At 74.3% G+C, this 19,568-nt stretch carries 13 protein-coding genes; 6 read left to right on the forward strand and 7 right to left on the reverse strand.

Annotated elements, in window-relative coordinates; translation table 11 throughout:
• Positions 1-310 precede the first annotated feature (310 nt).
• From ACFWBY_RS01745 to ACFWBY_RS01765, 5 genes are all read right to left on the reverse strand, one after another.
• Positions 311-1,468, reverse strand: coding sequence for an acyl-CoA dehydrogenase family protein (locus ACFWBY_RS01745; protein ID WP_385330740.1), 1,158 nt, complete (start codon positions 1,466-1,468; stop codon positions 311-313).
• Complete coding sequence (locus ACFWBY_RS01750; protein WP_385330737.1) at positions 1,465-3,420, reverse strand: biotin carboxylase N-terminal domain-containing protein; 1,956 nt, start codon at positions 3,418-3,420, stop codon at positions 1,465-1,467. The genes ACFWBY_RS01745 and ACFWBY_RS01750 overlap by 4 nt, the downstream gene beginning before the upstream one ends.
• 8 nt (positions 3,421-3,428) lie before the next feature.
• A complete protein-coding gene (locus ACFWBY_RS01755; RefSeq protein WP_385330734.1) occupies positions 3,429-5,027 on the reverse strand; it encodes an acyl-CoA carboxylase subunit beta in 1,599 nt (532 codons plus the stop codon).
• Complete coding sequence (locus tag ACFWBY_RS01760; RefSeq protein WP_385330870.1) at positions 5,024-6,772, reverse strand: acyclic terpene utilization AtuA family protein; 1,749 nt, start codon at positions 6,770-6,772, stop codon at positions 5,024-5,026. Before ACFWBY_RS01760 ends, ACFWBY_RS01755 begins: the two co-directional genes overlap by 4 nt.
• A 68-nt stretch (positions 6,773-6,840) precedes the next feature.
• Positions 6,841-7,641 carry a TIGR03084 family metal-binding protein gene (locus tag ACFWBY_RS01765; RefSeq protein ID WP_385330731.1) on the reverse strand — a complete coding sequence of 267 codons (801 nt, stop codon included), beginning with the start codon at positions 7,639-7,641 and terminating at the stop codon, positions 6,841-6,843.
• Between the two features lie 330 nt (positions 7,642-7,971).
• On the opposite strand from ACFWBY_RS01765, the gene ACFWBY_RS01770 reads away from it, so the two are divergent.
• The 4 genes from ACFWBY_RS01770 (at position 7,972) to ACFWBY_RS01785 (ending at position 11,070) form a co-directional block, all read left to right on the forward strand.
• Entirely contained in the window at positions 7,972-8,646 is a 675-nt protein-coding gene (locus tag ACFWBY_RS01770) for an HAD family hydrolase (protein ID WP_385330868.1), read from the forward strand.
• Between the two features lie 278 nt (positions 8,647-8,924).
• Entirely contained in the window at positions 8,925-9,170 is a 246-nt protein-coding gene (locus ACFWBY_RS01775) for a hypothetical protein (RefSeq protein ID WP_385330728.1), read from the forward strand.
• A 159-nt stretch (positions 9,171-9,329) separates the two neighbouring features.
• Positions 9,330-10,307 (forward strand): hypothetical protein, encoded by a 978-nt coding sequence (locus tag ACFWBY_RS01780; RefSeq protein ID WP_385330726.1) that lies wholly within the window; start codon positions 9,330-9,332, stop codon positions 10,305-10,307.
• A gap of 19 nt (positions 10,308-10,326) precedes the next feature.
• Positions 10,327-11,070: a hypothetical protein gene (locus ACFWBY_RS01785; RefSeq protein ID WP_385330723.1), complete on the forward strand. Its 744-nt coding sequence runs from the start codon at positions 10,327-10,329 to the stop codon at positions 11,068-11,070.
• A gap of 39 nt (positions 11,071-11,109) precedes the next feature.
• Here the strand turns inward: ACFWBY_RS01785 and ACFWBY_RS01790 are convergent, their stop codons facing one another.
• Positions 11,110-12,099 (reverse strand): DMT family transporter, encoded by a 990-nt coding sequence (locus ACFWBY_RS01790; protein ID WP_385330719.1) that lies wholly within the window; start codon positions 12,097-12,099, stop codon positions 11,110-11,112.
• 61 nt (positions 12,100-12,160) lie between these two features.
• Positions 12,161-14,890: an FAD-binding and (Fe-S)-binding domain-containing protein gene (locus ACFWBY_RS01795; protein WP_385330716.1), complete on the reverse strand. Its 2,730-nt coding sequence runs from the start codon at positions 14,888-14,890 to the stop codon at positions 12,161-12,163.
• An 84-nt stretch (positions 14,891-14,974) separates the two neighbouring features.
• Between ACFWBY_RS01795 and serC the strand changes: the two genes are divergently transcribed.
• Positions 14,975-16,096 carry a phosphoserine transaminase gene (gene serC, locus ACFWBY_RS01800; RefSeq protein WP_385330713.1) on the forward strand — a complete coding sequence of 374 codons (1,122 nt, stop codon included), beginning with the start codon at positions 14,975-14,977 and terminating at the stop codon, positions 16,094-16,096.
• A gap of 237 nt (positions 16,097-16,333) precedes the next feature.
• Complete coding sequence (locus tag ACFWBY_RS01805; protein ID WP_385409614.1) at positions 16,334-19,558, forward strand: sacsin N-terminal ATP-binding-like domain-containing protein; 3,225 nt, start codon at positions 16,334-16,336, stop codon at positions 19,556-19,558.
• Positions 19,559-19,568: the final 10 nt, after the last annotated feature.

Below are 19,568 nucleotides of genomic sequence, written 5' to 3' on the forward strand. Positions count from 1 at the left end.
CGCCCCCCCCGCCCGCGCCGCGGCCCGCCCGCCGGGGCGGGGGGCGGGGTGGGGTGTCGGCCGGGACTGCATGATTTTTGGCGCCTCAGGCGGTGCTTTCGAGGGGTGCGGGCTTACTCGCGCCACAAATCACGTTTTACGTCCCGGCCGACACCCCACCCCGCCCCCGTCCCCGGCCCCGGCCCCGGCACGGGTTTCGCCCCGCCTTCCGGCTTCCGTGGTCGGCACGGTTTCGCCCCGCCTTCCGTCCCCGTCCCCGGCCCCGGCACGGGCTTCGCCCCCGCCCTCCGGTCTCCGTGGTCGGCGCGGGTCAGTATGACTTGGGGAGGCCCAGGGTTTGGTGGGAGATGAAGTTGAGGATCATCTCGCGGCTGACCGGGGCGATGCGGGCCACGCGGGAGGCCGTGATGAGGGCGGCCAGGCCGTATTCGCGGGTGAGGCCGTTGCCGCCCAGGGTGTGGACGGACTGGTCCACCGCGCGGACGCAGGCCTCGGCGGCGGCGTACTTGGCCATGTTGGCGGCCTCGCCCGCGCCCATGTCGTCGCCGGCGTCGTAGAGGTGGGCGGCCTTCTGCATCATCAGGCGGGCCAGTTCCAGCTCGATGTGGGCGGCCGCGAGGGGGTGTGCGATGGCCTGGTGGGCGCCGATGGGGTTCTTCCAGACCTGGCGGGTCTTGGCGTAGTCGACGGCCTTGGCGAGGGCGTAGCGGCCCATGCCGATGGCGAAGGCTGCGGTCATGACGCGCTCGGGGTTGAGGCCCGCGAAGAGCTGGAGGAGGCCCGCGTCCTCGTCTCCGACCAGGGCGGAGCGGGGCAGGCGTACGTCGTCCAGGGTGAGCTCGAACTGCTTTTCCGCCGCCTGGAGTTCCATGTCGATCGGCGTGTGGGCGAAGCCCGGGGTCTCGCGGGGGACGATGAACAGGCACGGTTTGAGGCTGCCGGTCCTGGCGTCCTCCGTGCGGCCGACGATGAGGGTGGCGTCGGCGATGTCGACGCCCGAGATGAAGACCTTGCGGCCGGTCAGGATCCAGTCGTCGCCGTCGCGGCGGGCGGTGGTGGTGATGCGGTGGGAATTGGAGCCGGCGTCGGGTTCGGTGATGCCGAAGGCCATGGTGCGGGTGCCGTCGGCGAGGCCGGGGAGCCAAGCCTGCTTCTGGGCGTCGGTGCCGAAGCGGGCGATGACCGTGCCGCAGATGGCGGGTGAGACGACCATCATGAGGAGGGGGCAGCCCGCGGCTCCCAGTTCCTCGAGGACGATGGAGAGTTCGGCGATGCCGCCGCCTCCGCCACCGTACTCCTCGGGGAGGTTGACCCCGAGGTAGCCGAGCTTGGCCGCGTCCGCCCACAGCTCGTCGGGGTGGCCGCCCTCGCGGGCGACCCGGGCGAGGTACTCGCGGCCGTACTTCTGGCCGAGGGCGGCGACGGCCGCGCGCAGTGCCGTGTGTTCTTCGCTTTCGATGGAGCTCATGCTTCCTCCTGGACTACGGCGAGCAGGGCGCCGAATTCGACCTGTTGGCCGGTGACGGCGTGGAGCGCGGTGAGCGTGCCGGAGGCGGGCGCGAGGATGCGGTGTTCCATCTTCATCGCCTCCAGCCAGAGCAGGGGCTGCCCGGCCGTGACGGGGCCGCCGGGTGCGAGGCCCTCGGCGACGCGGACGACGGTGCCGGGCATGGGGGCGAGCAGGGAACCCGGTTCGGTGCGGTCCTGGGGGTCCGCGAACCGGGGTACCGGGGTCAGGGTGTGGGCGGCCCCCTGCGACGAATCGACGTGGATCTCGGGCGTGTTCGCATTTGGTTTCACGTGGAACACGCGTCGGACACCCCCGATCTCCAGGGTGACCAGCTCCGGGGTGGCCGACAGGACGCGAAGACCGGGGTGGTCCACCAGCTCCGGGGGGCCGCCGCGGGCCGGGCGGTAGCGGACCTCGTACTCGCTTCCGGCCGTCACGTAGCGACGGGTCTGCGGCTGGGAGCGGAGGTTGCGCCAGCCGCCGAGGCGGGCGGCGAGGGGGGCGCCGGGGGCGGGGGCCGCCTCGGCGAGGGCCGCGGCCACGGCCGCGGCGAGGGCGGCCGGTGCGGCGTCCGGGGCGTCTTCGGTGAGGGCGGACAGGTGCCGCTCGTAGAAGCCGGTGTCGAGGTGTCCGGCGGCGAACTCCGGGTGCCGCAGGGACCGTACGAGGAACTCGCGGTTGGTGAGCAGTCCGTGGATGCGGGCTCCGGCGAGGGCGTGGGCGAGGGCGCGGACGGCCTCGGCGCGGGTCGGCGCGTGCGCGACGACCTTGGCGAGCATGGGGTCGTAGTGGACGGAGACGGTGTCCCCGTCGGTGAAACCGGTGTCCACGCGGACCGTGCCGGGGAAGGCGAGGGTCTGCAGGGTCCCGGTCTGCGGGCGCCAGTCGTGCGCCGGGTCCTCGGCGTAGAGGCGGGCCTCGACGGCGTGCCCGGAGGGCTGCGGAGGGGTGAGCGGGAGGGGCGCGCCCTCGGCGATCCGCAGCTGGAGCGCGACGAGGTCGAGCCCGAAGACGGCCTCGGTGACGGGGTGTTCCACCTGGAGGCGGGTGTTCATCTCCAGGAAGTAGGGGCGGCCGTCGGCGGTGACGAGGAACTCGACGGTGCCCGCTCCCTGGTACGAGACCGCCCGGGCGGCCGCGACGGCCGCCTCGTGCAGGCTCGTGCGCAGGGTCTCGGGCAGACCGGGCGCCGGGGCCTCCTCGACGACCTTCTGGTGGCGCCGCTGGAGGGAGCAGTCGCGGGTGCCCAGCGCCCAGACGGTGCCGTGGGCATCGGCGAGGACCTGCACCTCGACGTGGCGGCCCCGCTCGACGTAGGGCTCCGCGAAGACCTCGTCGTCTCCGAAGGCGGACCTGGCCTCGGCGCGGGCCGCCTCCAGCTCCTCCTTGAGCGCGTGGAGGTCCCGTACGACCCGCATCCCGCGGCCTCCGCCGCCAGCCGCCGCCTTGAGGAGCAGCGGGAGGTCGCCGGCCGTAGCCGTGTGCGGGTCGACGGGCTCCAGGAGCGGGACCCCTGCGGCACGCATCAGTTCCTTGGCCCGGGTCTTGGACGCCATGGCCTCGATGGCCGCGGGCGGCGGGCCGATCCAGGTGAGTCCGGCGGCCTGGACCGCGCGGGCGAAGGCGGCGTTCTCGGAGAGGAAGCCGTAGCCGGGATGGACGGCGTCGGCGCCGGCGGCGAGGGCGGCTTCGATGACGAGGTCGCCGCGCAGGTAGGTGTCGGCCGGGGCGGCGCCGGGCAGTCGTACGGCGGCGTCGGCCGTGCGCACGTGCAGGGCGTCGGCGTCGGGGTCGGAGTGGACGGCGACCGTGGTCAGGCCCATGGCGCGGGCCGTGCGGAAGACGCGGACGGCGATCTCGCCGCGGTTGGCGACCAGTACCGCCGACAGGGGTGTGCTGGGCAGAGTCATGTGCGGGCTCACATCCGGAAGACGCCGAAGCCGCCACGGGCGCCCTCGACGGGGGCGTTGTGGACGGCCGACAGGCACAGGCCGAGGACGGTTCGGGTGTCGCGCGGGTCGATGACGCCGTCGTCGTACAGCCGACCGGAGAGGAACATCGGCAGGGACTCGGACTCGATCTGCGCCTCGACGAAGGCGCGCATGCCGGCGTCCGCCTCCTCGTCGTACGGCTGCCCCTTCGCGGCCGCCGACTGGCGGGACACGATGGAGAGCACGCCGGCGAGCTGGGCGGGGCCCATCACGGCGGACTTCGCGCTGGGCCACGCGAAGAGGAAGCGGGGCTCGTAGGCGCGGCCGCACATGCCGTAGTGGCCGGCTCCGAAGCTGGCTCCGATGAGGACGGAGAGGTGGGGCACGCGGGAGTTGGAGACCGCGTTGATCATCATCGAGCCGTGTTTGATGATGCCGCCCTGCTCGAACTCCTTGCCGACCATGTAGCCGGTGGTGTTGTGGAGGAAGAGGAGCGGGATGTCGCGCTGGTTGGCGAGCTGGATGAACTGGGCGGCCTTCTGCGACTCGGCGCTGAACAGCACCCCTTGGGCGTTGGCGAGGATGCCGACCGGATAGCCGTGGAGGGTGGCCCAGCCGGTGACCAGGCTGTTTCCGTAGAGGGGCTTGAACTCGTCGAAGTCGGAGGCGTCGACGATCCGGGCGATGACCTCGCGGGGGTCGAAGGGGGTTTTGAGGTCGGCGGGCACGATGCCGAGGAGTTCTTCGGGATCGTGGAGGGGCTCTTCGGCCTTCGGCGGGTCCGCGCGCGGCTTGCGGTGGTTCAGGCGCGCGACGACGCGACGGGCCTGGCGGATGGCGTCGTGCTCGTCGAGGGCGAAGTAGTCGGCGAGCCCGGAGGTCCGGGCGTGCATGTCCGCTCCGCCGAGGGACTCGTCGTCGCTCTCCTCGCCGGTGGCCATCTTGACCAGCGGCGGACCGCCGAGGAAGACCTTCGAGCGGTCCTTGATCATGATGGTGTGGTCGGACATGCCGGGGATGTACGCGCCGCCGGCGGTGGAGTTGCCGAAGACGACGGCGATGGTCGGGATGCCGTCCGCCGAGAGCCGGGTGAGGTCGCGGAAGATCGCGCCGCCCGGGATGAAGATCTCTTTCTGGGAGGGGAGGTCGGCGCCGCCGGACTCCACGAGGCTGATGCAGGGGAGGCGGTTCTGGCGGGCGATCTCGTTGGCCCGCAGGGCCTTCTTCAGGGTCCAGGGGTTGCTGGCGCCGCCCCGGACCGTCGGGTCGTTGGCGGTCACAAGGCATTCGACGCCCTCGACCGTGCCGATGCCGGTGACCATGGACGCGCCGACCGGGTAATCGCTGCCCCAGGCGGCGAGCGGGGACAGCTCCAGGAACGGGGTGTCCGGGTCGAGCAGCAGCTCGACGCGTTCGCGGGCCAGGAGTTTGCCGCGGCTCTTGTGGCGGGCGGTGTACTTCTCGCCGCCGCCGAGCAGGGCCCCCTCGTGGGCGGAGTCGAGTTCGGCGAGGCGCTCCAGGGCGGCGGTACGGGCCTGCGCGTGCTCGGGGGCGAGCGGGTCGACGGCGGTCTTGAGGCGGGTCACGGGGTCCCCTCCAGGGTGGTGGGCACGGGGAGTTGCGACGGCGGTCCGGCTTCCGGTGACGGCAGCGTCTCCGGCGCGGCGGTCACCGGCGCGGCGGGCGGGTCCCCTCCGGGGTGCCCGTCGAGCAGGGCGACGGGAATGTCGACGTGCCGGGAACGGAGCCACTCCCCGAGGGCCTTGGCCTGGGGGTCGAAGCGGTGGCCCGAGGCCACGCCGTCGCCGAGGATGCGGGTGACGGTGAAGTTGAGGGAGCGGAGGTTCGCCAGCACGTGCCGGGTCACCTCCAGTGGGGCTGTTTCGGGGAGCAGGGTCTTGAAGGCGTCGACGGTGAGGGTGTCGCGGAGCCACTCCCAGGCGGGGGCGGTCTCGGCCCACACCCCGACGTTGGCGTCACCGCCCTTGTCCCCGCTGCGGGCGCCCACCAGCCGCCCGAGCGGCACCCGGCGGGTGGGCCCGGCACGTCCCGGAACCGGGGTCGCACCCAGGACGCCTTCGGGGGCTCCGCCCCCGGACCCGCGCGCCTCGAACGCCGGCGGGGCCGGATCCACCGCCAGACGGGTGCCGTCCGGGAGGAACGCCGTGGCGGCGGCCCGGCCGCGCGGGACCGCGGTCGCGGCGAACACCCCGTACGGCTGTGCCGGGGCCGGAGGGGCCGTCACGTGGAAGCCGGGGTAGCTGGCGAGCGCCAGCTCGATCGCGGCCGAGGTCAGGGCCCTGCCGACCCGGTCGGGGGACGGGTCGCGGACCACCAGGCGCAGCAGCGCGCTCGCCGTCTCCTCCGTGCCCGCGTCCTCGTGGTCCGTACGGGACAGCGTCCAGACGGCGGACTCGACCGGAGTCAGGAGCGGCGCCAGCTGCTCCCGGACCAGCGCCGACTTCTCCTCGATGTCCAGGCCCGTCAGGACGAAGACCACCTCGTTGCGCCAGCCCCCGATCCGGGTCACACCCGCCTTCAGGGTGTCCGGCGGGGCCTCACCGAGGACGCCCGAGATCCGGACCCGGTCCGGACCGGCGTCCGAGAGCCGGACGGTGTCCAGTCGGGCCGTCACGTCGGGGCCCAGGTAGCGGATGCCCTGGGTCTCGTAGAGGAGTTGCGCGGTGACCGTGCCGACGGACACCACCCCGCCCGTGCCCGGGTGCTTCGTGATGACCGAGGAGCCGTCCTCGGAGACCTCCGCCAGGGGGAAGCCGGGGCGGGAGACGTCGTGGCGGGTGAAGAAGGCGTAGTTGCCGCCGGTCGCCTGCGTTCCGCACTCCAGCACGTGGCCCGCCACCACCGCGCCCGCCAGCCGGTCGTGGTCGTCCGCCGTCCAGTCGAACCACCACGCCGCGGGCCCGCTCACCAGCGCCGCGTCCGTGACCCGGCCGGTCACCACCACGTCCGCGCCCGCCCGCAGGCAGGCGGTGATGCCGGCGCCGCCGAGGTAGGCGTTCGCGGTGAGCGCGCCCTCCCCGTAGGGCATGAGGTCGTCGCCCTCCACGTGCGCGACCGAGACGGGGACGGACAGTTTCGCGGCCAGCGCCCGTACCGCCCCGGCGAGAGCGGCCGGGTTCAGACCGCCCGCGTTCGCGACGATCCGCACGCCCCGCTCGTGGGCGAGGCCCAGGCAGTCCTCCAGCTGGCGCAGGAAGGTTTTGGCGTAACCGAGTTCCGGGTTCTTCAAGCGGTCGCGGCCGAGGATCAGCATGGTCAGCTCGGCGAGGTAGTCCCCGGTCAGCACGTCGAGGGGGCCGTCCGTCAGCATCTCGCGCAGGGCGCTGGAACGGTCTCCGTAGAAGCCCGACGCGTTGCCGATCAGCAGCGGGCGCCGGGTCACCGTGAGGCTCCCGGTGCGCGGCCGGGGCCGGCCGGGCCGGCGAAGGCCTGGGCGATGTCGAGCCAGCGGTCGGCGTCGGGGCCGTCGGCCGTCAGGGCCAGGTCGGCGCGGTGGGCGCGCTGGGTCACCAGCAGGCAGAAGTCGAGGGCCGGGCCGGTGACGCGCTGGGGCGCGTCCTCGGGACCGTAGACCCAGGACTCGGCGGAGCCGGGGGCGGTCAGCTCGATCCGGAACTCCCCCGCCGGCGCCGCGAGGCCCCGTACGGCGAAGGCGTAGTCGCGCGCCCGTACGCCGATCCGCGCGACGTGCCGCAGCCGGGCCGTCGGGACGCGGCGCACGCCGAGCGCGTCGGCGATGTCCTGGCCGTGCGCCCAGGTCTCCATCAGGCGGGCGCTCGCCATCGACGCGGCCTTCATCGGCGGCCCGTACCAGGGGAACTTGGCTTCGGGCGAGGCCGCGGCGAGCGCCTCGTCGAGGGCGTCGCGGCCGGCCCGCCAGCGGGCCAGCAACTCGGCGGGGGCCAGCGCGGCCCCCTCGTCGGCGCCCGCGTCGACGAAGGTGTCGGGGGCCTTGAGGGCCTCCTCGACCAGTACCGCGAAGGCGGTGGCGTCGGTGAGGGCGAGCAGCGAGGCCCGGTCGGTCCAGTGCAGGTGGGCGATCTGGTGGGCGATGCTCCAGCCGGGCGCGGGCGTGGGCACCGCCCAGTCGTGGGCGGACAACTCCCCTACCAGCGAGTCGAGTTCCCTGCCCTCCTCGCGGAGATCGACGAAGACGGCAACAGCGGACGGATCGGGCACGGGTGCGCTCCCCTTCTCGGCGTGTGGGGAAGCCTGGCAGCCGTCAGGAAAACAATCAAGCGTGCTTGCATTATTTTTCGACGAGCCGCCGCGTCGGCAGTCTTCGCCCCAACTGGGATGTGTCTGAGGCGATTTGGATGACCTGCGGCCGCCATCGACCCGGGTGGGGCTTGCGGGTCCCGTCGCGGCCCGGCGAGGATCGGCACCATGGTCAAGGAGACGAACAGCGACACGGTCACGGATGCCGACTCGGACACGCACTCGGGCACGGACGCGAACACGGACACGCACTCGGACACGGGCGCGAACACGGACACGCTCAAAGGCGTGATGTTCGACTTCTCCGGCACCCTCTTCCGCGTCGAGCCGACCGAGGACTGGCTGCGCGCGGTGGTGGAGGAAGCGGGCCTCGACCTGCCCGAAGCCGAACTCGTCGACTGCGCGCGCCGCCTGGAGGAGGCCGGCGCCCTCCCCGGAGGGGCGAACCCGCGCCGGCTGCCGCGCCGGCTGGAGACGCTGTGGCGGGAGCGCGACCTGAGCTCCGCGAAGCACCGGGCCGCCTACACCGCGCTCGCCCGGGAGGCGTCGCTGCCGTCGGCGGAGCTGGCCGACGCCCTGTACGACCGGCACCGCACTCCCCCGGCCTGGCGGCCCTACCCCGACACCGCCTCCACGCTCGCCACCCTGCGCGAGCGGGGCGTCCCGGTCGCCGTCGTCAGCAACATCGGCTGGGACCTGCGGCCCGTCTTCCGGGCCCACGGCCTCGACCACCTCGTCGACGCCTACGTGCTCTCCTTCGAGCACGGGGTGCAGAAGCCCGATCCGCGACTCTTCCGGACCGCCTGCGAAGCACTCGGGCAGGCGCCCGCCGATGTGCTCATGGTCGGTGACGATCCCGTCGCGGACGCGGGGGCCGCCGCCCTGGGGTGCCGGGTCGAACTCGTCCGCCACCTCCCGGTCGAACAGCGGCCGGACGGGCTGGGCGCGGTGCTCGGGCTGCTCTGAGGCGGCCGGCCCACACCCCTGGGCCGGGGTGGGCCCGGATCGCGATGCGCGGCGCGGGTGAGGTCCATCGTCCGGTCGAGGACCCGGCTCGGGAGACCGGCGAGGCGTGCGAGCCCGGCGCCGGAGCGCCCGGAGCAGGTGCTGCAGGGGCTCCAGTGGCTGGCGGGGCAGGAGCCGCGAGGCCTGGAACCGAGGCCCCCGCCGGGGCCGGCAAGCCCGCCCGGACAAGACCGGCCGAGGCCTTCCCTCCGCCCCCGCGGGGCTGGGATGCTCCGCGCATGACGCCTCCTCGGATGTACTTCGCGGCTGCCGCGCTGAGCACCCTCGCCCTGGGCGTGACCGTGGCGAGCGGCTGGGGCCAGGACCACCCGGAGGGGAAGACCCCCGGCACCGGGGTCGGCACCGGGGCCCCGCTCTCCGCCTGGTCCGCGGACCGGCCGTCGGGATCGGTCCACGTCGAGGCGAACGTCCGGCACGCGGACGCGGCGGCACCGCGGACCGGCGGCGACATCGCCTGGAACTGACCCCGGCCGCCCGGCCCGGCCCGCCTTCTCGGGCCGGCCCGCCGCCCCGGCCCGGCCCGCCTCTGCCCGCTCGACCCGTCGTGGCTTGAACTGCCCCTGGTGGCAGGGCTATCGGTATACCGTCATCGCGGACGAGGGCGGGCCGGGGGCTGGAGTGGCATGAGTGGTGGCGACATCCGCTATCGCGTGGAACGGATAGCGCTGGCCTTGATGGCCACGTCGGGCGTCGTCGTGCTGCTCGCGGACCTCCTCGGGTGGCTCGACGCGCTGGCTCCCGGGGGCGCGCTGCCCAAGGTCACGCTGCTCATCCTGAGCACGGTCACCGTCTTCCTCCTGCTGGAGATCGACCGCCTGCGCAAACTCGACGTGGTCCAGGCGCAGGTCACCGCGCTCGACGACACCGTCCAGACGCGGATCTCCCGCCTGGACGACACCGTGCAGGAGCAGGTGGCCCGCCTGGACGGCACCGTCCAGGCACAGGTCGCCCGGCTGGACAGCAGCTTCCAGGCGCAGCTCGCCAAGCTGGACATCGACACCGTCGCCCAGCAGCTCAAGCAGGAGAACTACCTCGGCGTGATCCGGGTGCACGGGGAGTTCCCCGTCACGGTGTTCAACGGATTCGTGGAGGAAGCCGCGCAGGAAGTGGTCATCCTGCAAACCTGGATGCCCAACCTCGACCAGCTCCAGACCTCGCTGGAGAAGGCGCTCGTCAACCAGCGGATCCCGGTGCGCATCATGCTGCTGCACCCCTCCTCACCCGTGGCGGGCCTGCGGGACGAGGCCCTGCGGACGGTACGGGACCCGGCCTTCGCCGTGGACGTGCAGGCGAGCGTGCGACGGTGCCTGGCCGGCCTCGCGGAGATCCACCGGGCGGTCCGGGAGGAGGACCGGGGCCTGCTCCAGGTGCGGGTGTACAACTCCCTGCCGTCCATCGCCGTGCACAAGGTCGACGAGCATTTTCTGGTCAGCTCGTTCCTGCACCGCCAACTCGCCATCGACTCCGCCCAGATCGAGATCGACGGCAGTGACAGCACGATGGGCCGGCAGGTCCTGAGGGAGCTGGACACGCTCTGGGGGATCGGCCACGACGTGGTCTTCCCCGACTGGCGCGAGTCGATCAGAGCCAGAAGCCTGTGATCCACGGAAGGGTACGGCCATGCACGATCTGCACGATCTGGACGAGTTCGAGGACACGCTGATCGGGCGGTTCGAGCAGCATCCGGTCCTGGCGAACATCAGCCGCCTGCCGGAGGAGGACTTCGCCGGACTCCTGCTCCAGCGGCGCTTCGTATCGCTCGCGTTCACGCCCTCCTACGACCTGGCGATCGACCTGCTGCGCGACGAGGAAGGTCTGCGCATCGCCCGGATCATCCTCCGGGAGGAGTACCCGGACGACTACGGGCACTCGCCCTCGCACCGCGAGGACATGACCTGGGACCTGCACCGGCTCGGGGTGTCCCGGCAGGCCCTGGTGGCGTCGAGGCCGACGGCCGCGACGAAGCGCGCGATCGGCGACACCCTCGGACTCATCGCCGACGCGGGCGGCCACGAGGACGCGGACCTGCGGCTGCTGACCGTCCTGCGGTTCTGGGGCGAGGTCCTGGTGTCGGTCGAGTACGGACGGCTGTGGGAGCGGATGGAGCCGCTGCTCGCGCCCGGGGGCCGGATCCAGTCGCGCTTCTACCACCCGCACCACCTGCACGACGCGAAGACGCACTCCCTCGCGACGGTGTCCCTGCTGTCCGGCACCCACTCCGACCGCCTGGCCACACGGGTGACCGAGCTCCTCTCCCAGGAGGAGACGACGGACCGCTTCAAGGAGATGGAGGAGCGCACGCTCCAGCTCAAGGTCGACTTCTACGACCAGTTCCTGCCCGCGCTGGACCGCGTCGCGACGTGAGGCACCGGGCGGCCGGACGCCGGCCGCCCGGAGGCCGGGTCAGCCGTCCAGCGGCCGCGGGCGGGTCTGCGAGCGGACCGCGCCCATGCTCGCCGCGATGACCAGCGCGATCGCCGCCGCGTCCAGCGCCGACAGCGCCTGGTTCAGGACGAAGAAGCCGGCCGTGGCGGCGATCGCGGGTTCCAGGCTCATCAGGATCGCGAAGGTCGGCGCGGGCAGCCTGCGCAGGGCCAGCAGTTCCAGCGTGTAGGGCAGGACCGAGGACAGGACCGCCACGCCGAGGCCGAGCGCCAGGGTGCTGGGGAGGAGCAGCGCCGAGCCCGCCTCGATCACGCCGAGGGGGAGCGAGAGCACGGCCGCCACCGCCATCGCCAGCGCCAGTCCGTCCGCCTGCGGGAACCGCCGCCCGGTCCGGGCGCTGAAGACGATGTACGCGGCCCACATGCCGCCGGCGCCGACTGCGTACGCCGCGCCCAGCGGGTCGAGTCCGCCGAAGCCGCCTCCGCCGTGGGTGGACAGGAGCACGAGGCCGACCAGCGCCAGGCCGGCCCACAGCAGGTTCATCAGGCGGCGGGAGACCACCACGGACAGCACCAGCGGGCCCAGCACCTCCAGGGTGACGGCGGGGCCGAGGGGGATGCGGTCGATGGACTGGTAGAAGAGGCCGTTCATGCCGGCCATGGTCACGCCGAACCACACCACGGTGGTCCAGTCGGCGCGGGAGTAGCCGCGCACCTTGGGCCGGCAGATGAGCAGCAGCACCAGCGCGGCCGCCGCGAGCCGCAGCGTGACCACGCCCGCCGCGCCCGTCCTGGGCATGATCAAGACGGCGAGCGCGGCGCCGAACTGCACCGAGACGCCCGCCGTGACGATCAGCGCCACGGGCCCGAAGCGCGCCCGGAAGGAGTCGTCCGCGGCTCTCGGCCCGAGGGCGGGGGCGGACGCGAGTGCGGATGCGGAACCGGGTGCGGGTGCGGGTGTCGCCGGGGTGGTGACGGGTGAGGTCGTGGGGGAGGGAAGTGCGGCCATATATCCAGATTAAGGGGTGGTTCGTAAGGACCGTGCCCGCATGTTCTGCCTTACACCCCGTCTACGGGGTCTCCGCCAGGGCTTCCGCCAGGACCTCCGCCAGGTGACGGGCCCGGCCGCCGGACAGCTGCGCGATCTGGGTCCGGCAGGAGAACCCGTCCGCCAGGACCTCGGCACCCGGGGCCGCCGCGCGCAGCGACGGCAGGAGCTGTTCCTCGGCGCAGGCCACCGACACCCCGTGGTGGCCCGGCTCGAAGCCGAAGTTCCCCGCGAGGCCGCAGCAGCCGCCGCTCAGCTCCCCGATGAGGCCCGCCCGGTCGCGCAGCCGGCGGTCGGCGCCGTCCCCGAGAACGGCGTGCTGGTGGCAGTGGGTCTGGCCGGCGACCGGCCGGTCGAGGCGGGGCGGCCGCCACTGCGGGGCGTACTCCTCCAGCGTCTCGGCGAAGGTCCGCACGGCCGCGGCGAGGCGGTGCGCGCGCGGGTCCTCCGGGAGGAGGGCGGGCAGGTCCGTGCGGAGCGCCGCCGCGCAGCTCGGCTCCAGGACGGTCACCGGGCCGTCGGGCTCGCCCACCGCGTCCAGGGTCCGGAGCATGACCGCGCGGGCGCGGTCGAGGCGGCCCGTGGAGACGTAGGTCAGCCCGCAGCAGACGGGGGCGCCGCCGCCCGGCAGGACGGGGTCCAGCCCTGCGGCCCGCAGCACCCGGACCGCGGCCCGGCCCGCCTCGGGAGCCAGGTACTCCGTGAACGTGTCCGGCCACAGCGTCACGGTGACCCCGGCCCGCGCCCCGGCCGGGGGTACGCGGCCGTGCCACCAGCGGGTGAACGGGGTGGCCGCCAGCGGGGGGAGGGTTCGGGCCGGGTCCAGGCCCGGGACGGGGAGGAGGCGCGATGCCGCGTTGACCAGACGGGTCAGCCTGAGGGTGGTGATCGTGCGGAGCCAGGCCGGCAGGCCGCCCAGGGTGTAGTGGGACAGCGGGCGCAGCCGGCCGGACCAGTGGCGGTGGAGGAACTCCGCCTTGTACGAGGCCATGTCCACGCCCACCGGGCAGTCGCTGAGGCAGCCCTTGCAGCCCAGGCACAGGTCCAGCGCCTCGGCGACCTCCTTCGAGCGCCAGCCGTCCGTCACGATCTCCCCGGCGAGCATCTCGTGCAGCAGCCGGGCCCGGCCGCGCGTGGAGTGCCGCTCCTCCCCCGTGGCCCGGTACGAGGGGCACATCACCCCCGGCCCGCCGACGTCCGTGCTCCGGCACTTCGCGACGCCGACGCAGCGGGCGACCTCCCCCGCGAGGGCCGAGGGCGGCAGCACCGCGAAGCGGAGGTTCTCGTCGAGGCGTGCCGGACGGACGAGCATGCCCGGGTTCATTCCTCCCGCCGGGTCCCAGACCCGCTTGTAGTCCTCGAAGAGGGTGATCACCGAGGGCCCGTACATGCGCGGCAGCAGCTCCGCCCGCGCCTGCCCGTCCCCGTGCTCCCCCGAGAGGGAGCCGCCGTGCGCGACCACCAGGTCGGCCAGTGCGTGCGAGAAGGCGCGGAAGCCCGCCACGCCCCGCGCCGTCACGAGGTCGAAGTCGATGCGCACGTGCACGCAGCCCTCGCCGAAATGGCCGTACGGGGATCCGCGCAGCCCGTGCTCGCTCAGCAGGGCCCGGAAGTCCCGCAGGTAGGCGCCGAGCCGGGCCGGCGGGACCGCGCAGTCCTCCCAGCCCGGCCAGGCCATCCCTCCGTCGGGCATGCGCGTCGCCGTGCCCGCCGCGTCCTCGCGGACCCGCCACAGCGCCCGCTGCGCGGCCGGGTCGGTGATCAGCAGGCTGTCCACCGCGTCCGCGTTCCGGAGCAGGGCCCGGCCCGCGCCCTCGTCCCGCATCTCGACGAACAGCCAGGCGCCGCCCCGGGGCAGCCGGCCGGACGCCGACCCCACCAGGTCGACCGCCATGCCCTCCACGGTCAGCGGGCCGTACCCCAGCAAACCCGGTGCCGCGTCGGCGGCCGCGCTCTCGTCGGCGTACCCGAGCACCGCGAGGACCGGTGCGGGCGGGGTCTCCACCAGGCGCACCACCGCCTCGGTGACCACCCCGAGGGTGCCTTCGCTGCCGCAGAAGGCGCGGGCGAGCCCGGTACCCCGTTCGGGCAGCATTGCGTCGAGGCCGCCGTAGCCGGAGATCCGCCGGGAGAAGCCCCCGGCCATGCCGGTGCGCAGGACCGCCAGGTTCGCCGCCACCAGCTCCCGCAGGCCCGTCGGGGCGCCCGCCCAGCCCGTACCGAGCCGGTACGCCGTGCCCCCGTACGCCGTCACCGCGAGCTCGGCGACGTTGTCGGCGGTGGTCCCCCAGGCGACCGAGTGTGCCCCGCACGCGTTGTTGCCGATCATCCCGCCGAGCGTGCAGCGGGAGTGCGTGGACGGATCCGGTCCGAAGGTCAGTCCGTGCGGGCGCCCCGCGTCCCGCAGCCGGTCCAGGACCAGGCCGGGCTGGACGACCGCGGTACGGGCGGCGGGGTCCAGGGAGACGAGGGCGTTCATGTGCCGGGTCAGGTCGAGGACCACCCCGGTGCCCGTGGCCTGGCCGGCGACGGAGGTGCCGCCGCCGCGCGGGACGACGGGGACGCCGGCCTCGGCGCACACCGCGAGCGCCGCGGCCACGTCGGCGGCGTCGCGCGGGGCGACCACGCCGACCGGGACGCGGCGGTAGTTCGAGGCGTCCATGGTGGTCAGGGCCCGTGCGGCGGCACCGAAGTCGACCTCTCCGCGCAGGTTCTTCCTCAATGTCCGTTCGAGTTCACCGGGTGACGTCACCCGGACACCCTCCCACCGGCCCGGTTCATCTCATCGGGTGGACGCGCCTCCAAGGCGTGGACCTGGACCCGATACGCTCCGCTTGTGGCTGAGATCCAGATTCCCGCTGACATCAAGCCCGCCGACGGACGCTTCGGCGCGGGCCCCTCCAAGGTGCGGACCGAGGCGCTGGACGCCCTCGCCGCCACCGGTACCTCCCTGCTCGGAACCTCACACCGCCAGGCCCCGGTCAAGAACCTGGTCGGTTCGGTGCGCCAGGGCCTCCGGGACCTCTTCTCCCTTCCCGAGGGCTACGAGGTGATCCTGGGCAACGGCGGCTCCACCGCCTTCTGGGACATCGCGACCGCCGGTCTCATCGAGCGGAAGTCGCAGCACCTCACCTTCGGCGAGTTCTCCTCGAAGTTCGCCTCGGCCGCGAAGCTCGCGCCGTGGCTGGACGCGCCGTCCGTGATCTCCTCCGAGCCGGGTACGCACCCGGAGCCGGTGGCGGAGGCGGGCGTGGACGTGTACGCGTACACGCACAACGAGACCTCGACGGGTGTCGCGGCGCCGATCAAGCGCGTCGCCGGCGCGGACGCCGGTTCGCTCGTTCTGGTGGACGCGACCTCGGGCGCCGGCGGTCTGCCGGTGGACATCACCGAGACCGACGTCTACTACTTCGCCCCGCAGAAGTCCTTCGCCTCCGACGGCGGCCTGTGGCTGGCGGCGTTCTCCCCCGCGGCCCTGGAGCGCGCGGCCCGCGTGCACGCCTCCGGCAGCCGGCACATCCCGGAGTTCTTCTCGCTGCCGACGGCCATCGACAACTCGCTGAAGAACCAGACGTACAACACCCCCGCGCTCTCCACCCTCTTCCTGCTGAACGATCAGCTGGAGTGGATGAACAGCCAGGGCGGCCTGGAGTTCACGACCGGCCGCACGTCGGCCAGCGCGGCCCACCTGTACGGCTGGGCCGAGGCGTCGAAGTACGCCAACCCGTTCGTCGCGGACGCCGCCAAGCGCTCCGCCGTCATCGGCACGATCGACTTCTCGGACGACATCGACGCGGCCGCGGTCGCCAAGGTGCTGCGCGCCAACGGCATCGTGGACACCGAGCCCTACCGCAAGCTCGGCCGCAACCAGCTGCGCATCGCGATGTTCCCGGCGATCGACCCGGCCGATGTCCAGGCGCTGACCGCCTGCGTCGACCACGTCATCGAGCGCCTCTGACCCGCAGGCACCGGACGGCCGCGTGACGGCCGTCCGCCGGGCTCCCGAGCCCCCGGTGACCTCCCGTCACCGGGGGCTCGGCATTGCCCGCCGCGTCCCGCGCCCCCGCGCCGCCGCGCGCCATGCCCTCGGCCACCTCGTCCACGGCGACCACCCGGTGGGACGCGGGCCCGGCCCGTGGCGGCCTGTGGGCCCGCACGCGATACCTTCAGGGCCTCGGCATTCGGCGTTCGGTGAATGCCGTACAGGGCGGTACAGCTTGGAGGCAGCGGCGTGAGCGTGCGAGTGACGGCGGCCCAGGGTGGCGTGGACCCCTTCGGCACGGCCCGGCTGCGGCGCGGGGTGCTCGACGCCTGGGGCGCGGGCCCGGCCCGCTTCCGTGAGGACGCCAACGCCGAGGAGGACCTGGCGCTCGGCGGCTACCGCGACCGGCTCGTCGTCGAGCTCGCGCAGAACGCCGCCGACGCGGCGGCCCGCGCCAAGGTCCCGGGGCGGCTGCGGCTCACCCTGCACCCCGGCGAGGGCGGGCACGCGGTGCTCGCCGTCGCCAACACCGGCGCCCCGCTGGACGCCACCGGCGTGGAGTCGCTCTCCACGCTGCGCGCCTCCGCCAAGCGCGACGACTCCTCCGGCAGCGTCGGCCGTTTCGGCGTCGGCTTCGCCGCCGTCCTCGCGGTCTCGGACGAGCCCGCCCTCCTCGGCCGCCACGGCGGAGTCCGCTGGTCCCTGGCCGAGGCCCGCGAACTGGCCCGCGGCGCCGCCGTCGGCAGCCCCGGGCTCGGCGACGAGCTGCGCCGCCGCGACGGGCACGTCCCGCTGCTGCGCCTCCCGCTGCCCGCCGAGGGGACCGCGCCCGAGGGCTACGACACCATCGTGGTCCTCCCGCTGCGCGACGCCGCCGCCGAGGACCTGGTCGAGCGGCTCCTCGGCGCCGTCGACGACGCCCTGCTGCTGACCCTGCCCGGGCTCGCGGAGATCGTCATCGAGACCCCGTCGACGGGCACGGCCGGGGGCGTACGGACGCTGCGCCGCCGCGCCGAAGGCCCGTACACCGTCATCGAGGACTCCGCGTCCGGCACCAACCGCTGGCGCACCGTGCGCAGCGGCGGCCCCATCGAGAAGGCGCTGCTCGCCGACCGCCCCGTCGAGGAACGCCTGCGGCCCGCCTGGGCGGTGTCGTGGGCCGTGCCCGTCGACGCCGAGGGCGCGCCGGTCCGCCCGACCACCGCTCCCGTGGTGCACGCGCCGACCCCGACCGACGAGCCGCTGGGGATCCCGGCGCTGCTCATCGCGACCCTGCCGCTGGACACCGCGCGCCGCCATCCGGCGCCGGGGCCGCTGACGGACTTCCTCGTGGAGCGCGCTGCCGACGCCTACGCCGAACTGCTCGCCTCCTGGGACCCGGTGAGCACCGCGCTCGTGGACCTCGTCCCGGGTCCGCTGGGCAAGGGCGCGCTCGACGGGGCACTGCGCGCGGCCGTCCTGAAGCGGCTGCCGCGCACGGCCTTCCTCGCGCCGGCCGCCGAGCCCGGCGAACCGCGGGAGGAGGCGCCCGACGAGGGCGGGCAGCCGGAGCGTTTCGCGCTGCGCCCCTTCGAGGCCGAGGTGGTCGAGGGCGCGGGCGCCGACACCGTACGGGTCCTCGCCGAGGTGCTGCCGACCCTGCTCCCGGCCGGGCTGGAGCGCCGCGCCGAACTGCGCGCCCTCGGCGTGGGCAGGCTTCCGCTGGGCGAGGCCATCGAGCGGATCGCGGGCATCGAGCGGACCCCCGACTGGTGGCACCGGCTCTACGACAGCCTCGCGGGCGTCGACCCGGACCGGCTCTCCGGGCTCCCGGTGCCGCTGGCCGACGGCCGCACCGCGATCGGGCCCCGGCACATCCTGCTGCCCGGCGCCGCCGGCCCGGCGGGGGACGGTACGGCGACGGACACCCCGGAGAAGCTGGCCCGGCTCGGCCTGAAGGTGGCCCACCCGGACGCCGCGCACCCGCTGCTGGAGAAGCTGGGGGCGCTCCCGGCGTCCCCGCGCGCCATCTTGACGACCCCGCAGGTGCGGGCGGCCGTCGCGGCGTCCCTGGACGCCGGGGACGTGTGGGACGAGGACGCCCTCGACGCCGAGGAGCTCGCCGACATCGTCCTCGGGCTGGTGCGGGCCGCCGAGCTGTCGCCCGGCGACGAGCCCTGGCTGGGCGCGCTCGCGCTGCCCGACGAGGACGGCGAGCCGACGCCGGCCGGCGAGCTGCTGCTGCCCGGCTCCCCGCTCGCCTCCGTCATCCGCGAGGACGAGGTCCCGTACGTGGACGCGGACCTGCTGGACCGCTGGGACGAGCAGACCCTGGCCGCGGTCGGGGTCCTGGCCACCTTCCAACTGGTCCGCGCGACGGACGTGGTCCTCGACCCGGACGAACTGGACCCCCGCGACGGGGACTTCGCCGAGCCCGACGACGCCGGACTGCTCGACGCGGTCGACGTGTGGTGCGAGGACCTCCTCGACCAGCTCCCCGACACCCCCGTCCCGCCGATCGCCACCGAGCTGGTCGCCGTACGGGACCTCGACCTGGTCGACGACGACTGCTGGCCGCAGGCGCTGGCCATGCTGGCCCAGCCCCCGCTGCGCGACGCCCTGACCCAGCCCGTCCGGGTCCTGCTCCCGGACGGCACCACCCGGTCCGTGCGCTCCTACACCGCCTGGTGGCTGCGCGACCACCCGGTCCTGGACGGCCGCCGCCCGGCGGGCCTGCGCGCCGCGGGCGGCGACCCGCTGCTGGCGGGCCTCTACACCCCGGCGGACGCCACCGGCTTCGAGGACGAGCAGGTCCTGCGGGCTCTCGGCGTGCGCACCAGCGTGGCCGCCCTGCTGGACGAGCCCGGCGGCGCGGCCGAGCTCCTGGGCCGGCTCGCCGACCCCGAGCGGGAGGTCGGCGGCCGCCAGCTGCACGCCCTCTACGGGGCCCTGGCCGAGCTGGATCCCGAACGGGTCACCCTGCCCGACGAGTTGCGCGCGGTCGTCGACGGCGAGGTGGTGGTGGTGGACGCGGCCGACGCGGTGATCGCGGACGCCCCCGACCTGCTGCCGCTGACGGCCGGGCTCCCGCTGCTGCCGGTGGCCCCGGCGCGCGCCGCCGACCTGGCCGATCTGCTGCAGGTCCGCCGGCTCTCGCAGACGGTCCCGGCGGAGGTCACCACCGAGGGCGAGGAGCACGAGGTCCCCGAGTCCGTCCGCCAGCTGCTGGGACCGAACATCCCCGACCGCTACCTGGAGCACGGCGAACTGCTCGCGGGCGGCGTCGAACTCGACTGGCGCCAGACCCCGGACGGAACCCTGCACGCGTCCACCCTGGAGGGCGTGGCGGCGGCCCTCGCCTGGGCGGCGGCCCAGTGGCCCCGACGCTTCGAGGTCGCGGCCCTCCTGGAGGACCCCTCCCGCACGGCGGAACTGGCCCGCGACCGCTGGTTCGACTGAGCGCCGCCCG

Origin of the sequence: Streptomyces sp. NPDC060049 (assembly GCF_042736715.1) — a bacterium.
In the GTDB taxonomy this organism is placed as follows: domain Bacteria; phylum Actinomycetota; class Actinomycetes; order Streptomycetales; family Streptomycetaceae; genus Streptomyces.